Here is an 18,767-nt window from a genome sequence, read left to right on the forward strand (position 1 = left end):
CCGCGGGCTACGGGTTCGAGCGGGCGACGGCGCCCCTGATGCACGTGGGCTTCGACCAGGCGACCGTCGAGCTCTCCGAGACGCGCAGCAGGACGCCCACCAGGAAGCAGTAGCCGGTGCTCGGGTCCAGTCCCGCGACGCGGGTCGTGGTGGCGCCCTGGCCCAGGGCGGTGACGGCCTGCTCGCCCCTCTTGAGCGGGGAGCGCTGGAGGACCACCGGGTAGCGGCGGGCGGCCGCGGGGAGCGTCCACTTCAGCTCGACGAGGGCGCCCTGGTCGGCGGTCACCTTCAGGCCGCGCGGGGTCAGCGCGGCGACGGACTGCTTGTCGATGGCCTCGGTGTCCCGGGTGCCCGGCTCGGACGCCGAGGGCTGGGTGGTCTGTGATGGCTCGTTCTGCTGGAGCGACAGGTAGACGGCCGCGCTCGTGCCGCCCACGACGACGGCCGCCACGGCGGCGCCGATCACGAGGCCCCGCGGCAGGCGCCCCCCTCCGCCCGGCGCGGTCATCCCGCCCCGCCCCGGCGGAGTGGTGGCCGAGGCGATCGCGGGTGGTGTGGGCACGCCCGGATGCCCGCCCCCAGGGAGGCCGGCGATTCCGGGCCCGTGCCGGCCGGTGGCGTGCATGCCGCCGGTGCCCGCCGCCCGCGCTTCCGGCGCGAACGGTGACGGCTGCGCCTCCGGCGCGAAGGGCGACGGCCGCGCCTCGGGGGCGAACGGCGACGGCCGGCCGGGGCCGCCGGGCAGGTGGTTGCCGGTGGTCGGGAGATGGTTGCCCGTGGATGGCAGGTGGTTGCCCGTGGTCGTGTGCTGGGGGCTCCCCGGGGGCTGAGGGCTCCCCGGGGGCTGGGGTTCGCCGGTGGGCGGGTCGTCGAGGCGGGGGCGGGGCACCGTGGACATCGCCGGTCCCGGGCCGGGGTCCTGGCCCACCAGGTCGGTCACCGGCAGGCCCAGCTCGGCCTGCACCTCCTGCAGCCGCCGGGCGAGCTCCCGCGCCGACCCGTACCGCACCTCGGGCTGCTTGGACATCGCCCGCATGACCGTCTCGAGGACCGGCGGCGGCACGTCGGAGCGGTTGATCGGGGGCGGCTCGACGCTGAGCACCCGGTACATCAGGGGCGCGATCGACGGGTCCGTCGGGTTGTGGAAGGCGGGCTGGCCGGCCAGCAGGTGGTAGAGGGTCGAGCCGAGCGAGTAGATGTCGGTCGAGGCCGAGTGCGGCTGGCCGGTGAGCACCTCGGGGGCGGCGTGCAGCGGGGTGAACGCCTGCGACGTGGCCGAGATCTCCGAGGAGTCCACGACCCGGGCCACGCCGAAGTCGGCGATGGCGGGCTCGCCGTACCGGGAGACGAGGATGTTCTGCGGCTTGATGTCGCCGTGCAGGACCCCGGCCTCGTGTACGGCGGCCAGCGCCCCGGCCAGCTTCACCCCGGCCCGCAGCACGTCGGGCACCGGCAGCGGCCCCTCCTTGCGGACCCTGTCGCGCAGCGAGCCGTTCTCGAAGTAGTCCATCGCGATGTACGGCTTGCCGGAGCGGGTGACGCCGGTGTCGAAGACGGTGACGACGTTGGGGTGGCCGGTCAGGCGGCCGGTGAGCTGCAGCTCGCGCTGGAACCTGCGCATCGTGCGCTGGTCGACCCGGTCGACGGACAGCACCTTGAGCGCCACGACCCGGTCGAGGCGCTCCTGGTAGGCGCGGTACACGACGGCGAAGCCGCCCTGGCCCGCCTGATCGAGTACCCGGTAGCCGGGCGCGTCCTCGACTGGCAGCACGGCACTCCCCCCTGTTGCAGGCGAGTTTAGTGCGAATTTTGGGGGTTAGAGCGGATTCATGAGGTACGCGCCGAAGGCCGCGGACGCGACCGACACCAGCAGGAAGAGGAACACGTAGAACCCCCCGGGCAGGAACGTCAGCCTGGCCAGCTGGTCCGCGTCGGAGTCTCGCGCCTGCCGCCTGCTCCGCTTGCGCTGCAGCTCGATGATCGGCCTGATCCCGCCGAACAGCAGGAACCAGACCGCGACCAGGGCGACGACCTGCTGCACCTCGGCGGGCGCGTACATGATCAGGGCGAACACCGCGCCGCCGGTGGCGAGCAGGATCAGCGCGCCGTACAGGTTGCGGATCAGCAGCAGCATGCAGACCAGGAACAGCAGCACGCTCCAGATCAGCAGCGTGATGTGCCCCATCTCGGTCAGCCAGGCGGCGCCCAGCCCCAGCAGCGGAGGCGCCACATAGCCGGCGAGCGCGGTCAGCACCATGCCGGGCCCGGTGGGCCTGCCCCTGGTCAGCGTCACGCCGGAGGTGTCGGAGTGGAGGCGGATGCCTTCGAGTTTGCGCCGGGTGACCAGCGCCATCAGCGCGTGGCCGCCCTCGTGGGCGATCGTGATCAGGCCTCTGGTCACCTGCCAGGGCATGCGGAAACCGACGAGCACGAACGCGGCGAGAGCCGAGACCCCCACGACCCAGGGGTCGGGGTCAGGCTGAACCTTGATCAGGTGGGCCCAGAGCTGTTCCATCGAGGAGAAACCCTATCCAGGTAGAGTCTCCTGCGTGGCCACAGAACAAGATTCTGACGCCCGGATTCCGGACTGGTGGCGCGGGCTCGGGTTGCCCGGCCTGATCGACCTGCACGTCCACTTCCTGCCGGAGCGGATGGAACGGCGGGTGTGGCACCACTTCAGGCACGGCGGCCCGCTGATGGGGAACGGCTGGAAGATCGAGTACGAGTGGCCGGCGGAGGAGCGGGTCGCGCTGCTGCGGGCCATGGGCGTGCGCACGTTCCCCGCTCTCGCCTACGCGCACAAGCCGGACATGGCGCTCGATCTCAACGCCTGGACGCTGGATTTCGCCCGCCGTACACCTGGATGCCTCCCTTCGGCGACCTTCTACCCCGAGCCTGGCGTCGTGGAGTACGTGCGCCGGGCACTGGAGGACGGGGCCAGGATCTTCAAGGTGCACCTGCAGGTCGGCGGGTTCGACCCGCGGGCCGCCGAGCTGGACGAGGTCTGGGGGCTGCTGGCGGAGGCCGGGGTGCCGGTGGTGACGCACGCCAGTTCGGTGCCCGTGCCGGGCGGGCACATCGGCCCCGGGCCGATCGGCGAGGTGCTGCGCAGGCATCCGCGGCTGCGGGTGGTGATCGCGCATCTGGGGATGCCGGAGTACGACCCGTTCTTCGAGCTGGCCGCCCGCTACGAGCGGGTCGCGCTGGACACCACGATGGCGTTCACCGACTTCGCCGAGCTGGGCATGCCGTTCCCCGCGCGGCTGCGGCCGGCATTGCTTGATCTGGGCATTTCAGGCAAGGTGGTGCTCGGTAGTGACTTCCCGACGATTCCATATCCTTACGCCCATCAGCTCGACGCGCTCGCCCGGCTCGACCTGGGCGATGCCTGGTTGCGGGCGGTGTGCTGGGGCAACGCAGCGGCCATGATCTGATAGAGGAGTGAACGATCGGCACGTCGCGCTCATCGGCGCTTTCTACGACGCTCTGGGGCGCGCGGACTTCGCGGCCATGGAGCGCTGCTACCACCCCGAGGTCAGCTTCGGCGATCCGATCTTCCAGGAGGTCGAGGGGCGTGACCGCGTGATGACGATGTGGCGGCTGCAGCTCGGCGTGCGCGACGGCCTCAGATCCACCTACGGCGACGTGACGGCCGACGACTTCACCGGCACCGCGCACTGGACGTCCCGCTACACCTTCTCCAGGACCGGGCGCCAGGTCGTCAACGAGATCGACGCGCTGTTCAGGTTCGAGGGCGACCTGATCGTCCGCCACCACGACGAATTCGACTTCAGGCGCTGGTCGAAGATGGCGCTGGGCAGGCCGCACGGGCTGCTGTTCGGCTGGACGCCGATGTGGCGCAAGACCATCAGAGACCGCGCCACGCAACGGCTCGACGAGCTCTCTTAGGTCCAGGGAGGGCCATGGCCAGGGTGAAGGGGTTCAGGCGCAGCGGCGACGTCCACGAGGAAGCGCCCGAGCACTCGATGGACCCGCGTGCCACGGAGGAGCGGCCCTACCGGCCGACCGTCATCGACAACGCCATCTACCGCGACGGCAGGCGCGTCGACACCCCCGGCTCTCTGGCCGACGCCTTCGAGCGGCTCAAGGAGATGCCGGACAGCATGGCCTGGATCGGCCTCTACCGGCCGAAGGAGTGGGAGCTGGTCAAGCTCGGCGAGGAGTTCGAGCTGCACGAGCTGGCGCTGGAGGACGCGATCGTCGGCTCCCAGCGGCCCAAGGCCGACCGCTACGGCGACACGCTGTTCGTGGTGCTGCGGGCCGCGCGCTACCTGGACGACGTGGAGGAGGTCGCGTTCGGCGAGGTGCACGTCTTCATCGGCCCCAACTTCGTGATCACCGTACGCCACGCCGAGGCCCCCGACCTCCAGGCCGTCCGCAAGCGCATGGAGTCCGAGCCCGAGCTGCTGCGGCAGGGCCCGCAGGCCGTCCTGTACGCCATCCTCGACGCCGTGGTCGATGGCTATGCCCCGGTGGTGGCCGGGCTGCAGAAGGACATCGAGGAGATCGAGGTCCAGGTCTTCGGCGGCGACCCGTCGGTGTCGCGGCGGGTCTACGAGCTGTCCGGCGAGGTGATCGAGTTCCAGCGGGCCACGGCGCCGCTGGTGGGCATGCTCCACGCGTTCATCGCGGGGGCCTCCAAGCACGGGATGAACGACGAGCTGCAGAGCTACCTGCGTGACGTGGCCGACCACGCGATCACGGTGTCGGAGCGGATCTCCGCGTTCCGGCAGATGCTGCAGGACATCCTGGTCGTCAACTCGACGCTGGTGACGCAGGCGCAGAACGCGGAGATGGCCCGGATGACGGAGGCGAGCATCCAGCAGGGCGAGGAGGTCAAGAAGATCTCCGCCTGGGCCGCCATCCTGTTCGCTCCGACGCTGGTCGGAACCATTTACGGGATGAATTTCGATTTCATGCCGGAAACGCACTGGGCATTCGGGTACCCATTCGCGATCGTGCTGATGGCGGCCGTCTGTCTGACCCTTTATCTCGTCTTCAAACGCCGCGACTGGCTCTGAGCGTCACCACGTGGCCCCGATCACGATCCCGACCACGATCAGGGCCACCAGGGTGACGCGGATGGCGGCGGACACCTCGCGATCCTCAGCCGTCCAGTCCCACGTGCGCTTCCAGCCGCTCGAGCCGCTGGACGAGGGGCTGCAGCTCCTGGCGGACGGCGGCGGACAGCATCGCCTGGACGGCGGCGGGCCGGCCCTGGTCGCCCTGGGCCTCGGCGTCCTGCTGCGTCTGCGCCCGCAGGTGGACGTACCCGGCCAGGGCCGCCACCACGGCGCGCCTGGTGAGCCTGGGCTCGGCGCCCAGCCCGCGCAGGACCTGGCCGGCGGTCCCGTCGGGCTCGGCTACGAGACCGAGCAGGAGGTGCTCGCAGCCCACGTAGTTGTGGCCGAGTGAGGTCGCCTCCGTGACGGCGAACTCCAGCGCGTTGGCCGCCGCCCCGCTGAAGTTGCGCGGCTCCGAGCCGCCGGCCGCGCCGGGGGCGGGCTGGTGGCGGGCGAGGTCGCGTCCGACCTGCTCGGGGTCGATCTCCACGGCCCGCAGGACGTGCAGCGCCAGGTTGGTCCCCTCGCTCAGCATGGCGCCCAGCAGGTGCTCGGTGCCGACGGCTGCGGCCCCTTCCGCCCTGGCCTGGTCGGCGGCCAGTTTGAGGACGGTGCGCGTCCTGGGCGTCAGGTGCCTCAGCGCCCCGGTCGGCTCTTCGAGGTCGAGGTCGCTCAGGACGGTCTCCCTGATGGCGGTCACCCGGCGGACCGCCTGCTCCAGCGCGCGCTGGCACACCGCCGACACCGGCACCCCGGCCTGCTTGACCGCTTCCGCGAGTTCGTCCGGCAGGTAGACGTTAATCTTTGGCATACCCCTACGATAACCCCCATGGGGTTACACACGTCAAGCGTCGGGGAAATCGGTCAGCGCCTGTTCGGCCTCCCTCACCGCGGCCTTCAGCTGAGCCGCGAAGAACCCCACCCGGTCCGGGCCGAAGCGGGCCGAGGGGGCCGAGATCGACAGGGCGGCCAGGGCGACGCCGTTCCCGTTGCGGAGGGTCGCGCCGATGGCGGAGACGCCGCGTTCCGTGCCGTCGATGTTGAGCGCGTAGCCGCGGGCCCTGACGTCGTCGAGCTCACGGGTCAGGGTCGCGCGCTCGTGGTCGGAAAGGTCGGGGTAGAGGTCGCGGAGCTGGTCGGGGGGCAGGGTGGCGAGCAGGACCTTGCCGCCGGAGGCCCGGCGGGCGGGCAGGATCGTGCCGCGGCGGTCGCCGACGTGCAGGATCTGCGACGACTCCACGCTGTCCAGGAAGCGCACCTCCGTCCCGACCCGGAGCATGAGGTTCACGGTCTCCGCGGCCCGCGCGCACAGCGCCTCCATCGCCGGCCTGACCCGGGCGCGCAGCTCGCGCAGGACCGCCCCGCCCGCGCCGGCCTGCGTCGAGGTGAGGAACGGCCCCGGCAGGTACGTGTGCTGCTCGTCCTGCACGGCGAAGTCGCGGTAGACGAGCATGGCCAGCAGGCGGTGGGCGGTCGAGCGGGCGATGCCCAGCTCCCTGGCGACGTCGGCGACCTTGAGGCGGCCCTGGTCGCGCAGCATGTGCAGGAGCAGCAGCACGTTGTCGACGGAGCCCAGGGCGTAGGCGGGCCTGTTCTTCATAGCAGAATGCTAGTGCCGTATACAGAATCACCTCCTAGCGTGGGCTCCATGAACCCAGAGGAGAGGCTCTACGCCGACTTCGCGGCGGAAGACCTGATCCCGTTGTGGACGCAGGTCGGCGACCTGATGCCGGAGCACCCGAAGCCGAAGGCGCGCCCGCACGTGTGGGAGTGGAAGACGCTCTACCCGCTGGCCGAGCGGGCCGGCGAGCTGGTGCCCGTCGGGCGCGGCGGGGAGCGGCGGGCCATCGCGCTGGCCAACCCCGGCCTGGGCGGGATGCCGTACGCGACGCCGACCCTCTGGGCGGCCATCCAGTACCTGGGGCCGCGCGAGGTCGCCCCCGAGCACCGCCACACCCAGAACGCCTTCCGCTTCGTCGTCGAGGGCGAGGGCGTCTGGACCGTCGTGAACGGCGACCCGGTCGCCATGCGGCGCGGCGACTTCCTGCTGACTCCCGGCTGGCACTTCCACGGCCACCACAACACCACCGACGCGCCCATGGCCTGGATCGACGGGCTGGACATCCCGCTCGTGCACCACACCGACACCTCGTTCTTCGAGTTCGGCCCCGACCAGGTCACCGACGTGACGACGCCGAGCGTGTCGCGTTCGGAACGGCTGTGGGCGCACCCGGGGCTGCGTCCCGTCTCGGCGCTGCAAGCCACGCCCAGCTCGCCGATCGCCGCGTACCGCTGGGAGCACACCGACCGGGCGCTGGACGAGCAGCTGGCGCTGGAGGACGAGGGCCACCCCGGGACCGTCGAGCCCGGCCACGCCGCCGTCCGCTACACCAACCCCACCACCGGCGGCGACGTCATGCCGACGATCAGGGCCGACTTCCACCGGCTGCGGGCGGGGACCGCGACGGCCGCGCGGAGAGAGGTGGGGTCGTCGGTGTACCAGGTGTTCGACGGCGAGGGGTTCGTGACCCTCGACGGCGCGGAGCGGCGGCTGTCGCGCGGCGACCTCGTCGTGGTGCCTTCGTGGTGCGCGTGGTCGTTCCGCGCCGAGACCCGTTTCGACCTGTTCCGTTTCGCTGACACGCCCGTTTTCGAGGGCCTGCGTCAATATCGAGAGGAGTTCGTGTGAGGCTCGCGACGCTGCGGCTGCCGCACCGTACGACCGCCGCCAGAATCGACGGCGACCTTGCCGTGGAGGTCGGCGCGCCCGACGTCGGGGCGCTGCTGGCCGATCCGCGCTGGCGGGAGGTGGCGGCCGCCGCCGACGGGCCCCGGCATCCCCTGTCCACGGCCGGCCTCGCCCCCGTCGTGCCGAGGCCGGGGAAGATCGTCTGCGTGGGGCTCAACTACCGCAACCACATCCTGGAGATGGGGCGGGAGCTGCCGGAGCATCCGACTCTGTTCGCCAAGTTCGCCGAGGCGCTGGTCGGGCCGTACGACGACATCGCGCTGCCCGCCGTCTCCGACGCCGTCGACTGGGAGGCCGAGCTGGCGGTGATCATCGGCACGGCGGCCCGGAACGTGTCGCCCGAGCAGGCGGCGGCCTCCATCGCCGGCTACTCGGTGATCAACGACGTGACCGCCCGCGACTACCAGTACCGCACGCTGCAGTGGCTCCAGGGCAAGACCTTCGAGTCGAGCACGCCGTTCGGCCCGTACCTCGTCACCCCGGACGAGCTCGAGGGCGTGACGATGACCATGCAGTGCGAGGTGGACGGCGAGGTGGTGCAGGAGACGGACACGTCCGACCTGGTGTTCGGCCCGGCCGAGCTGATCTCGTACGTGTCGCGGATCATCACGCTCCAGCCCGGGGACGTCATCGCCACCGGCACGCCCGGAGGCGTCGGCCACGCCCGCAAGCCTCCGCGCTACCTCGCCGACGGGAACAAGGTCGTGACCCGGATCGCGGGACTCGGCGAGCTGGTCAACGTGGCACGCCGAGATGCCTGACCTGGGCTGGACGGACGCCGGCACCGCGTACTTCGAGGCACAGGTACGCGGTGCCGACCTCGGACGGCCGAGCCGGCTGCCCGGGTGGTCGGGACGGCACGTGGTGGCGCACGTCGCCGCGAACGCCCGCGCTCTGGGCAGGCTGGTGCACTGGGCGCGTACGGGTGAGGAACGCCCGATGTACGCCTCGGCCGAGGCCCGTGACGCCGAGATCGAGGACCTGGCCGCCCGGCTGGACGCCGCCGCGCTGGAGAGCCTGGCCAGGGAGACGTCCGAGGAGCTGCGCGACGCCCTGGACGAGCTGTCCGGGGACCGGTGGGAGGCCCGGGTGCGGACCGCTCAGGGGCGGCTCGTGCCCGCGTCCGAGGTGGTGTGGCTGCGGACCCGCGAGGTGTGGGTGCACGGCGTGGACCTGGGCGGGCGGTTCGAGGATCTGCCGGGCGAGCTGGTGGACGCGCTGGTCAAGGATGTGACGGCGCTGTGGGCACGGCGCGGCGAGGAACCCGCGATGGTCCTGCGCCCCACCGACCGCCTCACCACCTGGCCATCCGATGGGGACGGCCTGCCGGAGGTGCGGGGAACGGCCGCCGAGCTGGCCGCCTGGGTCACCGGGCGCGGCCCCGCCCCCGACCCCGCCGCCCCCGCCATCGGCCGCTGGCTCTGAAGGCCCGGGCTCTGAAGGCCCGGGCTCTGAAGGCTCGGGCCGGGCGCGGGCGTCGTCGGTGGAGAGGAGTGCTCGTGGTCGAGGTGGTCGTCGTCGGAGGCGGCATCGGCGGGCTGGCGGCCGCCTTCGCGCAGGCGAGGGCCGGGCGGACGGTCCGGGTTCTGGAGCGGTCGGCCGAGTTCGGCGAGGTGGGCGCCGGGTTGCAGCTCGGCCCCAACGCCACCCGCGTGCTCCACCGCTGGGGCCTGCTGGACCAGGTGATCGAGAGGGGTGTGCTCCCCCGGCGGCTGGTCTTCATGGACGCCCTGACCGGTGAGGAGCTCACCCACCTCGACCTGGGCGAGGGGTTTCGGCACCGCTACGGCGGCCCCTACGTGGTGGCGCACCGCGGCGACCTGCACGCCGTCCTCCTGCGGGCCTGCGCGGCCGCGGGCGTGGAGCTGCTGAACGGCCGGCACGTCGAGCGGGTGGACGCCGGAAGCGCCAGGGCCCGCTGCGCGGACGGCGAGGTGCACGAGGGTGACGTGGTGGTCGCGGCGGACGGCCTGCAGTCGGTCCTGCGGGCGCAGCTCGTCGCCGACCAACTCCACGATTCCGGATTTGTCGCTTATAGGGGCACCCGTCCGCTTCCGGAGGACTTCGACGTCTCCGACGTGGTCGCGTACCTGGGCCCCGGCTGCCACTTCGTCCAGTACGCCCTGCGCGGCGGCGAGCTGCTCAACCAGGTGGCCGTCTTCCGCGGCCCCGGCGACCTGGAGGCGGCCTTCGACGGCTGCTGCGACGCGATCGGCAAGGGCCTGCCGTACCTGTGGCGAGAGCGCCACTGGCCCATGCTCGACCGCCCGCCCATCGGCACCTGGGTGCGGGGCAGGCTCGTCCTCCTGGGGGACGCCGCCCACCCCATGCTCCAGTATCTGGCCCAGGGCGCCTGCCAGGCCATCGAGGACGCCCACGAGCTGGCCGAGCAGTCGGCGGCCGGCGACTGGGACCGGGCGCTGGCCGCGTACCAGGAGATCCGCGTGCCGAGGACGGCGCGCGTGCAGACGACGGCGCGGCTGTGGGGCGACATCTGGCACGTGGACGGCGTGGCCCGGGTGCTGCGCAACGAGCTGTTCCGGACCAGGGACCCGGCCGGCCACGACTACGTCGACTGGCTGTACGGTGGGCCGCGTCCAGCGGTCCGCCACAGATAGCGGGTCTGCGTCTACGGCGGGTGAAGCGTGACGGGGCCGTCCGGGGTGTGGACGGTCAGCGCGTCGCCGGAGACCGACACGCGCGGATCGGCCGCGCCCGGCACGATCACGGTCAGCACGCTCGGGGCGGCGGGGGACACCACGGTCGCCACCTCGGCGGTCCGCAGGTAACCGGTCGAGACCAGCCCGGGCCGCACCCCCTGCTCCTCCCCCGGGAGCTGCAGCAGCGTCACCCGCCAGTCCCCGTCCCCGAGCACCACCCGGCCGTCGCCCCGGGAGACCACCTGCAGCGACGGGTCGAAGTGCCACAGGCTGCGCAGGGTCCCGCCCTCGACGGAGTCGTGCACGGCCATCAGGTCGGGCCCGTGGTTGACGAGGACGCGCCGGGTCCTGGTCACCCCGTAGGCGTCGTCGGCCAGCTCGAAGGACTGGCGCGACGGCTCGACGGACGATCCGACGAGCCGCGTGGCCGTCCCCGGACGGAAGGTCCCGGCCACGACGGGCACGTTGTGCGCCTCGGGCGAGCGCGTCCACTCCACGTACCCGGTGCGCTCGTAGGAGTGGAACCCGGCCTCGACGAGGATCCGGCGGCCCTGGGCGCCGTAGGTGACGCCGAGGTGGTCCTCGTGCCCGTGCAGCCGCCGCCCGGGCCCGAACCTGATCGAGTAGAACGCGGACCGCGGGTCGTCCCAGGCGGTCCTGCCGAAGACGTACCCGCCGTCGAACACCCGCACCACCGGCCCCTCGTGCGGGAATCCGTCGGCGCGGGTGTCGGCCGGGCTGTCGCCGATCGGGGCGAGGCGGCCGTCGGGCTGGGTGGCGTGCGCGACGTACGCCTCCAGCGCGGCCCGCCGGGCGATGAGCCGCTGGGGCGGTGCGGCGCCGCTCTCGCCGATCGCCCGCAGCGCCGTGCCGAGCCGCCGGTGCACGTACAGGCCGTAGCGGGGGGCCTGCTCCTGCAGCACCCCCTGAGCGTCGATGGCCAGCTCGGCGGAGGCGGTCATCCTGCGGATGGCCAGATCGCGCCAGCGTGCCCGGCCGAGCCGGCAGCCGACGACGAGCAGCCCGATGTCCTGGTCCAGGCCGTGGTTGTGGCCCGCGCGGTAGAGCGACGAGTCGGCGAGGATCTCCCCGTGCTCGGCGAGGCTGTTCCACAGTGCCCGGCTCCGCACGTGCTCGCTGAGGCACACGAGCGCGGGGGCGCGTAACGCGACCGCGTGCTCGGCCCACGCCCACGGGCTGACCTCGCGGCCGCCGTGCGGGTTCTCGCGGATCCAGTGCTCGGCCAGGCTGCTCGCGCGGTCGAGGTACGCGGGCTCGCCCGTGCGCTCGTACTCGGCGACCAGCCGGCCCATCCAGCGCAGCGTGTGCAGGTTCAGCGCCCAGGAGCGGTTGCCGTGCGGGTTCGCGGTCCAGTCGACGTCCGTGCCCAGCTCGACCGGCGGCAGGCCGACGAACGTGACCTGCCCGCGCATCACCTCCTCCACCTTGATCAAGGGAAACTGGTCGCTCAGGCAGATGGCTTTGCCCGAGATCGCACGCCAGAACACGTCGGGACTCCTGTTTCAGGGCGCGCGAAACCCACGCGCCGGCGTCGGAATGCTCTAGCGGGGACCCCGGTCGGTCCAGCCCGCCTCGATCACGCGCTCTGTGCCCGGGGACGGCCCGTCGTCGGTGCGGGAGAGCACCTGCGAGGTCGCCGGGTCGATGACGAGCGTCCGCTGGGTGCCGTCGGGCAGCGTGTACGAGAACGCCTCACCGCGGTCGCGCTCGCCCAGGTAACGGACCTCGGGCAGGTCGGCGAGCGCGCGGTAGGCGGCGGCGCGCACGGCGGGCGGGGACGGCTTGGTCCACAGCAGGCCGCTGAGCGCGTCGGCGAGCAGGCCCTTGGACGGCAGCATGCCCGCCACCCGCTCCCTGAGCGCGTCCGGGTCCGTGGGAAGGCTCTCGATCTGCTGGAACGTCAGGTCACGCCCCGCCATGCTGAACGCCGACCGTCCCTCGACCTGCGTGATCCGGCCGTGTTCCAGGGTCCACGCCCGGCCGTCCCTGGCCGCCCAGAGCCCGACCACCTGGGACCCGTCCCGGACCTTCTTGATGTGCCAGTACGTCCCGTCCGGAACGTGGCCCGAGGCGGCGGTGCCGGCCGCCGCCAGCAGCACGGATCGTCCGGAGGGTGCCGGTTGATAGATCACGAACGCCGCCGCCAGGGCCATCGCCACGGCGGGGAGCACCAGCCACGACAGCCGCCTGCGCCTGCGCGCCGCCGCCACCCGCCGCCACACCCTGGCCTGGGCGTCCGGATCGGACCGCGGCCGGCCGTACAGGTCCTTGATGTGCTCCATCTCATCCACGGACGAACACCTCGATCTCGCCGAGCAGGGCGCGCAGCTTCTTCCTGGCCCGGTTCAGGCGGGACCCGACGGTGCCGTACGGGATGCCGAGCGCGGTGGCGATCTCGTCGTGGCTCAGCCCGGCGAGCGCGACGAGCAGCAGGACGTCGCGGTCGCGGCGGTCGAGCTCGGCCAGGGCGGCGGCCAGCTCGGGCCGCAGGCTCTGGGCGCTGACGCGGCGGGCGACCGAGTCCTCGTGCCCGGGGGACTCGGGGTCGGGGGCGCAGCGGCCGAGCGCGCGCAGGGTGCGGGCCTCCAGGCGGCGGTGCTTGCCGATGAGGTTCGTGGCGATGCCGTACAGCCAGGCGCGCACGTTCGCGCGGGCCGGGTCGTACTGCGCCCGCTTGCGGAACGCGGTGAGGAACGTCTCGGCCACGACGTCCTCGGCGTGATCGGGGCCGAGCCGCTGGGCGACGTAGGTGTGGATCTCGCCGAAGTGGGCGCCGAACACCGCGGCGAAGCCGTCGGCGTCGTCGAGAACGTTCGGCGGCGAGCTGCGCGTCCCCCCGTGGACGTGCGCGCGAGCCGTCCATGCCGCCGGCGTCGCGATGGTCTCCCCCGTCATGCGCTGCCTTCCGGTGAATCAGTGGTCATCTCTTATCACCCGATGCACCGGTTTGCTTTCACGCTCTCATTCCAGAAAACGGCGGACGTCCGCGATCTCGGCGTCGAGCAGGCCGTCCGGCAGCTCGTCGAACGGCTCGACGCTCGCCCGCGCGCCCTTGCGCCCCCACACGCCCCTGATCACCCCGCCCACCAGCACGACCGGCCGCAGGATGCCTCCCCCCGGGAACACCTTCCTGGCGTGCTCGGCGGCCAGGATCGGGTCGCGGCTGCGCCACCCCATCAGGTACTCGTCGAAGGCGGGCGCGAGGCGGGCCACCGGCTCCTCCTCTGTGCGGGCGGGCGGCGGAGGGGCGGCGCTCAGGCGCCAGGCCGTGCGGGCCTCGCCGAGCGGCAGGCCCGACCAGGCGGCCAGGTCCTCGGGCTCGGCGGGCCGGTGGGCTCGGCGGTAGCGGGTGCCCAGCTCCGTGAGCGCGCGGTCCCGGTCGGGTTCGGGGGTGATGGGGGCGCCCAGCCAGTCGGCTGCGTGCACGTACGTGGGCTTGCCCGCGCGGAGCGGGCCCAGCACGGCCAGGCCGTGGTGCGCGGCCAGCCCCACCAGGTGCACGACGCCCTGGCCGGTGGCCCGGCCCGCCAGGCGCTCCTCCAGGTCGGCCTTGGTGAGCGGGCCCTGGCCTTCGAGGGCGCCGGCGATGAGCCCGAGCAGGTCGTCGCCGGTGACGCCTTCCTCGTGGAGGCGGCGCAGGGTGTTCGTGGCGCGGGCGGTGAGGGCGTGCAGCCAGGGCAGGTCGTCGGCGTGCGCGAAATGGAGGGTGCCGCGCGGGCCCCAGGTTCTGACGATCTCGCGGGAGGTCACCGCGGCCTCGACGTCCTGCCTGGTGAGGGTGGCGGAGCGGGCGCGGAAGGCGAGCAGGGCGGAGGGGACGTCCTGGGCCTGCATCGCCGCCAGATGTCTGACGATCTCGCCGGCCGCCAGGCCCGGGGGGCGGTGCAGGAGCTGGGACTCCACGCTTCTCATGTTCACCGTCATCTCAGCAGGAGGCGATTGCGCAGGCGGGTGGTCAAGGGGGTTCTGGCGCGTACGGCTCTGCGGATGGCGTCGCTGCGCTGCCAGGCCGCGGTGGCGGCGTCCTCGGTGACGGCGTCGGGGGCGTACCGGACGAAGTTCGAAATTTCAGCCAATGGCTGGATGTGCGTGGAAATATCACCCGAGCCTGCCTGCCCGGCGACGACGTCCGCCGCCGTCAGAGCGTACCGGCCCCTCAGCCCCAGGTCGTCGCAGGTCTGCCGCCACGCGCCGAGCACCCGCTGCTCGGGCCCCTCGGCCCGGCGGCGCTTGCGCCTGCGCCACCACGGCAGGGCCACCACCACCCCGGCGTACGCCACCAGCAGCGCCCCGCCCGCCACCGACGCGATCAGCCAGACCGCCGGGCCGTTCGACGGCTCCTCGCCGTTCCCCGTGGCCTGCGGCCGGGAGGTCTTCGGCCGGTCGCTCCCGCCCTGGGTGAACTCGCCCTCCAGCTCCTCGCTCTCCTCGATGGCCGAGGACACGACGTCATGGTCGTCCTTGGCGCCGCTGCGGCCCGGCGTGGGGTAGAACGGCCGCCAGCCCAGCCGGTCGAACTTGATCTCCGCCCACACCATCACATGGCCAGATTTAACGTGATAAATCCCGCCGGACGTCTGGCCCGGCCTGAACCCCACCACCACCCGCGACGGCAGCCCGAGCGTCCTGGCCATGAGCGCGAACGTGGTCGCGAACTGCTCCGACGTCCCCCGGTGCGTGGTCTGCAGGAAGAACTCCAGCCCCTTGAGCGAGTGCCCCGGCGGCGCGGTGACGTCGTAACTGGCGTTGGTGCGCAGGTACTTCTGCAGCCGGTACGCCCGCGTGATCGGCGCGGTCGCGCCCTTGGTGGCCTCCTGGGCGAGCTTGCGGAACAGCCGCTGCTGCGGCCCGGCCGGGAACGCGGTCAGCCCCGGGTCGTCGGCGGGCGTGGCGTCGAGCAGTTCCTGCTTGGACGGCCGGGGCACCTTCGAGGTCACCTCGTAGCTGAACCCCTTGGCGGGCTTGGCACCGGCCAGCAGCGCGCCGCTCTCGGGGTCCACCACCAGCCCCCGCACGCCCTCGACCCGCTCCGGCCGTTCGGCGGCGGGCAGCCAGGTGCCCGGGAGCCCGTCGAACGTCACCTTCTGATGGACGACGTCCGCCTTGCCCGTCCAGTCCGCCTCGGGCACCCGGCCGCCGGTGGGCTGGAACCGGGCTCCGGTGGTCCATCGGACGCCGTCGTACCGGTCGAGCACGGCCAGCCGCCAGTTGAGCGGTTTGTCGGCCTTGACGGTGAACAGCTCCCTGTCGGGGATCTGCAGCCACGCCGAGACCCGGTCCAGCGGGCTGACGCTGTCGACGCGCCGCGGCGGAGGGAGGTCGGCGTCCTGCCGGGGGTTGTACGGGTGCGCGGCGATGGGCAGCAGCGGGCCCACGACCAGCGCCAGCGCGGCCAGCGCGGCGGCGGCCGGCAACCCGGCCAGGAGCCAGAGCGGGGAACGGTCGTCGCGCAGCAGGGCCAGCGCGGCGATCAGCACGAACAGCGCGCCCGCCACGGGGACGTTCGAGCCCTCGCCGTCCACGCCCAGCACGAGCGCCGTGCCGTAGACGACCAGCGCCGGGACGGCGGCGGCGATCCTGGTGCGGGTGCGGGCCAGCGTCTCGGCGCCGATGACGGCGGCCGCCCAGACGAGGGTGTGGACGAGGACGAGGAGGTGCGGCTCGGGCTGGGCGGGGAGGAGGGTGGTGAGCAGGGCGTGCCAGGAGTTCGCCACGTCGGCGAACACACCCGGGTTCGGGGCCTGGTAGAGCAGGACGGTGCCGGCGAACCAGAGGACGACGTCCAGGAGCAGGGCCAGCCAGAGGGGACGCCGGCCGAGGGTCGCGGCGACGACGGCGGGGGCGGTGGCCGCGGGGATCACGGCGGTCAGCAGCTCGGTGCCGGGGAACACCCGATGGAACCCCCACCCGGCCACCCCGGCGACGGCCGCGACCAGCGCCGCCCCCGCCATCCGCCGCCACAACGCCCCACCCGCCACGCCCCCGGACGGCGCACTGCCCGTCCGGCCTCCGGCCGCCTCGCCAGGCGTGACCGCGTCCGGCGCGCGCCCGTGCCGGCGGCCGCGCCTGGGGGTCTGGGTGGTCATCGGGATCCCCACGCGAGCGGGAGCGCGTCCAGGGAGCCGATCGGCAGGACCGCCACCCCGGGGACCGCGACCGCCCCGGGGCCCACGTAGACGCAGATGACGCGGTCGAAGCGGCGGCGCACCCCCGCGACGCGCCCCGCCTCCGCCGGGTCCGAGGTGACCAGGACCAGGGAGCCGCCGCCCCGGGCCAGGCGCGTCGGCTCCGTGACGCCGCCCGTGCCCGTCGACACCAGGGCCAGGCGGTCCAGCACCGTCTCGGGGTCCTTGGCGTCCGGCACGGGCCCGTCGCCGGTGACGAGGCGTACCGGGAAGCCCGCCGTGGCGGCGGCGAGCGCGACCGAGGCGGCGGCGTCCACGGCCAGCTCCGTGAGGTCGCGGGTGTCCAGGACGACGGTGGTGGTCGGGAGGCTGGCGTCGATGAGCTGGCGGACCATGAGCGTCCCGGTGCGGGCGCTCGACCGCCAGTGGACGTGGCGCAGGTCGTCGCCGACGACGTACTCGCGCAGGGTGTGGAAGGTGACCGTGCCGCTGGGGGCGTTGTCGCTGGTGGGGCCCTCCAGGTGGTGGGCCCGGCCGGACGGGGGGACGGGGAGGGCGACCGTGCGGGGCCGTACCAGGAGGGTGACGGGCGAGCCGTACGCTCTGACGCGGCGCGTGAGCCCGAACGGGTCGGCCCGGACGAGCAGCAGCGGCCCCACCGGGATCTCGCCGCGGGCGTCCGTCGGCAGCGGGTACGACACCGTGCGGACGGCCCCCTTCGGCAGCCTGGGCAGGTCGACGGTGTGCTCCGCCGCGCCGATCCGGTCCTGGGCGCGCAGGCCGGACAGGCCCCGGCGGCCGAGGTTGGTCACGTTCAGGACGGCGACGGCGGCCTCCCCGCGCGGCACCTTCAGGGGCGTGACCTCGCGCCGCACCTCCAGCCTGGGCCTGGGGGCGGTCCACGCGAGCGCGGCGGCCAGCGCGAGCAGGCCGCCGGTGGCGAGCACGACGGGCTCGGGGTAACCGAGCGCGAACCCCGCCGCGTACAGCGCGAGGGACCCGGCGAGGGTCCCCCAGCCCAGCGGGGTCAGCACCGCGGTGAGCCGCTGCCAGGGAGCCGGTGGCGGGGTGGGCACCTACGCCGCCTGCGGCACCGGCATCCCGGCGAGGATCTCGCCGAGCGCGGCCGCGGCGGTGACCTCGCGCAGCTCGGCCTCGGGCGTGAGGATCAGCCGGTGCGCCAGCACGGGCGCGGCCAGCGCCTTCACGTCCTCCGGCACGACGTAGTGCCGACCGGCCGCGGCGGCCTTGACCCGGGACGCGCGCAGCAACGCCAGGCTGCCCCGAGGGCTGGCCCCGAGCCGCAGGTGAGGGCTGGTACGGGTGGCCGAGCACAGCGCGACGATGTAGTCGTACACGGCATCGGCCACGTGGATCCGGGAGGCGAAGTCGATCATCCCGGCCACGTCCGACGACCGCGCCACCACCGGCAGCCGCTCGACCTGCGGCCCCGTCGGCATGCCCTTGAGCACCTCCACCTCGGAGACGTGGTCGGGGTAGCCGACGGAGATCTTCATCAGGAAGCGGTCGAGCTGGGCCTCGGGCAGCGGGTACGTACCGTCCATGTCGACCGGGTTCTGCGTGGCCACCACCATGAACGGCCTGGGCACCGGATGCGGCTCGGCGTCCACCGTGACCCGGCGCTCCTCCATGACCTCCAGCAGCGCGGCCTGGGTCTTCGGCGAGGCGCGGTTGATCTCGTCGGCGAGCACGATGTTCGCGAAGACGGGCCCGTGGTGGAACTCGAACTTCTGGTGCGCCTGGTTGAAGATCGACACGCCGGTGATGTCGCTGGGCAGCAGGTCAGGCGTGAACTGGATGCGCCGCCACTCGGCGTCCACGCTGGCCGCGAGCGACCTGGCCAGCGTGGTCTTGCCGGTGCCGGGCACGTCCTCGACGAGCAGGTGCCCCTCCGAGAACAGGCTGATCAGCGCCAGCTCGATCGCCTCGTGCTTGCCCCGGATGATGCGCTCGATGTTGCCGGCGAGCAGCTGGAAGCGCTGCGCGAACTGCCCGGCCAGCTGCGCGCTCTGCTGCGGCTGCTGCTGGTAGGACTGCTCCAGCCCCTGCTGCTGGTACGGCTGCACGGTCTGCTCGAACTGGTCCTGATAGTTGTACTGGGTCAACT

General features: G+C 73.0%; 18 protein-coding genes. 7 read left to right on the plus strand and 11 right to left on the minus strand.

Going from position 1 to position 18,767, the window contains the following annotated elements:
* Positions 1 to 7 precede the first annotated feature (7 nt).
* Both ACWDRB_RS01190 and ACWDRB_RS01195 read right to left on the minus strand, forming a co-directional pair.
* Positions 8 to 1,771 (minus strand): protein kinase domain-containing protein, encoded by a 1,764-nt coding sequence (locus ACWDRB_RS01190; RefSeq protein WP_449891376.1) that lies wholly within the window; start codon positions 1,769 to 1,771, stop codon positions 8 to 10.
* A gap of 45 nt (positions 1,772 to 1,816) precedes the next feature.
* Positions 1,817 to 2,515 (minus strand): M50 family metallopeptidase, encoded by a 699-nt coding sequence (locus ACWDRB_RS01195; protein WP_364239216.1) that lies wholly within the window; start codon positions 2,513 to 2,515, stop codon positions 1,817 to 1,819.
* Between the two features lie 34 nt (positions 2,516 to 2,549).
* Here ACWDRB_RS01195 and ACWDRB_RS01200 point away from each other — a divergent pair, with 34 nt between their 5' ends.
* Genes ACWDRB_RS01200 through corA form a run of 3 tightly spaced genes read left to right on the plus strand, consistent with a single transcriptional unit; the run spans position 2,550 to position 5,042 of the window.
* Entirely contained in the window at positions 2,550 to 3,434 is an 885-nt protein-coding gene (locus tag ACWDRB_RS01200) for an amidohydrolase family protein (protein ID WP_449891377.1), read from the plus strand.
* Between the two features lie 7 nt (positions 3,435 to 3,441).
* A complete protein-coding gene (locus ACWDRB_RS01205; RefSeq protein WP_350722306.1) occupies positions 3,442 to 3,909 on the plus strand; it encodes a nuclear transport factor 2 family protein in 468 nt (155 codons plus the stop codon).
* A gap of 14 nt (positions 3,910 to 3,923) precedes the next feature.
* Positions 3,924 to 5,042, plus strand: a complete 1,119-nt coding sequence (corA, locus tag ACWDRB_RS01210; RefSeq protein ID WP_397365335.1) for a magnesium/cobalt transporter CorA — start codon at positions 3,924 to 3,926, stop codon at positions 5,040 to 5,042.
* 85 nt (positions 5,043 to 5,127) lie between these two features.
* Here the strand turns inward: corA and ACWDRB_RS01215 are convergent, their stop codons facing one another.
* Positions 5,128 to 5,895, minus strand: coding sequence for a Clp protease N-terminal domain-containing protein (locus ACWDRB_RS01215; RefSeq protein WP_363965468.1), 768 nt, complete (start codon positions 5,893 to 5,895; stop codon positions 5,128 to 5,130).
* Positions 5,896 to 5,928: 33 nt separating this feature from the next.
* Positions 5,929 to 6,684: an IclR family transcriptional regulator gene (locus tag ACWDRB_RS01220; RefSeq protein WP_449891378.1), complete on the minus strand. Its 756-nt coding sequence runs from the start codon at positions 6,682 to 6,684 to the stop codon at positions 5,929 to 5,931.
* 48 nt (positions 6,685 to 6,732) lie between these two features.
* Between ACWDRB_RS01220 and ACWDRB_RS01225 the strand changes: the two genes are divergently transcribed.
* The 4 genes from ACWDRB_RS01225 to ACWDRB_RS01240 all read left to right on the plus strand — a co-directional run bounded on the left by ACWDRB_RS01225 (position 6,733) and on the right by ACWDRB_RS01240 (position 10,451).
* Positions 6,733 to 7,773 carry a cupin domain-containing protein gene (locus ACWDRB_RS01225; RefSeq protein WP_449891379.1) on the plus strand — a complete coding sequence of 347 codons (1,041 nt, stop codon included), beginning with the start codon at positions 6,733 to 6,735 and terminating at the stop codon, positions 7,771 to 7,773.
* Positions 7,770 to 8,594, plus strand: coding sequence for a fumarylacetoacetate hydrolase family protein (locus tag ACWDRB_RS01230; RefSeq protein ID WP_449891380.1), 825 nt, complete (start codon positions 7,770 to 7,772; stop codon positions 8,592 to 8,594). Before ACWDRB_RS01225 ends, ACWDRB_RS01230 begins: the two co-directional genes overlap by 4 nt.
* Entirely contained in the window at positions 8,587 to 9,258 is a 672-nt protein-coding gene (locus tag ACWDRB_RS01235; protein WP_449891381.1) for a maleylpyruvate isomerase family mycothiol-dependent enzyme, read from the plus strand. Before ACWDRB_RS01230 ends, ACWDRB_RS01235 begins: the two co-directional genes overlap by 8 nt.
* A gap of 74 nt (positions 9,259 to 9,332) precedes the next feature.
* Positions 9,333 to 10,451, plus strand: a complete 1,119-nt coding sequence (locus ACWDRB_RS01240) for an FAD-dependent monooxygenase (protein ID WP_449891382.1) — start codon at positions 9,333 to 9,335, stop codon at positions 10,449 to 10,451.
* 11 nt (positions 10,452 to 10,462) lie between these two features.
* Here the strand turns inward: ACWDRB_RS01240 and ACWDRB_RS01245 are convergent, their stop codons facing one another.
* The 7 genes from ACWDRB_RS01245 to ACWDRB_RS01275 form a co-directional block, all read right to left on the minus strand.
* Positions 10,463 to 12,001 (minus strand): heparinase II/III domain-containing protein, encoded by a 1,539-nt coding sequence (locus ACWDRB_RS01245; protein WP_449891383.1) that lies wholly within the window; start codon positions 11,999 to 12,001, stop codon positions 10,463 to 10,465.
* A gap of 54 nt (positions 12,002 to 12,055) precedes the next feature.
* Positions 12,056 to 12,805, minus strand: coding sequence for a hypothetical protein (locus tag ACWDRB_RS01250; RefSeq protein ID WP_449891384.1), 750 nt, complete (start codon positions 12,803 to 12,805; stop codon positions 12,056 to 12,058).
* The gene (locus ACWDRB_RS01255) at positions 12,798 to 13,409 is read right to left on the minus strand and encodes an RNA polymerase sigma factor (RefSeq protein ID WP_449891385.1); all 612 of its coding nucleotides are present in this window, start codon (positions 13,407 to 13,409) and stop codon (positions 12,798 to 12,800) included. Before ACWDRB_RS01255 ends, ACWDRB_RS01250 begins: the two co-directional genes overlap by 8 nt.
* Before the next feature lie 66 nt (positions 13,410 to 13,475).
* Positions 13,476 to 14,426, minus strand: a complete 951-nt coding sequence (locus ACWDRB_RS01260) for a winged helix DNA-binding domain-containing protein (protein ID WP_449891386.1) — start codon at positions 14,424 to 14,426, stop codon at positions 13,476 to 13,478.
* Positions 14,427 to 14,434: 8 nt separating this feature from the next.
* On the minus strand, positions 14,435 to 16,600 hold the full coding sequence (locus tag ACWDRB_RS01265) for a DUF3488 and transglutaminase-like domain-containing protein (protein ID WP_449891387.1): 2,166 nt from the start codon (positions 16,598 to 16,600) through the stop codon (positions 14,435 to 14,437).
* Positions 16,597 to 17,715, minus strand: a complete 1,119-nt coding sequence (locus tag ACWDRB_RS01270) for a DUF58 domain-containing protein (RefSeq protein ID WP_449891388.1) — start codon at positions 17,713 to 17,715, stop codon at positions 16,597 to 16,599. The genes ACWDRB_RS01265 and ACWDRB_RS01270 overlap by 4 nt, the downstream gene beginning before the upstream one ends.
* A complete protein-coding gene (locus ACWDRB_RS01275) occupies positions 17,716 to 18,765 on the minus strand; it encodes an AAA family ATPase (RefSeq protein ID WP_350722330.1) in 1,050 nt (349 codons plus the stop codon). It abuts the gene before it with no gap.
* Between the last annotated feature and the right edge of the window lie 2 nt (positions 18,766 to 18,767).

The sequence above is a fragment of the Nonomuraea sp. NPDC003707 genome (genome assembly GCF_053587055.1).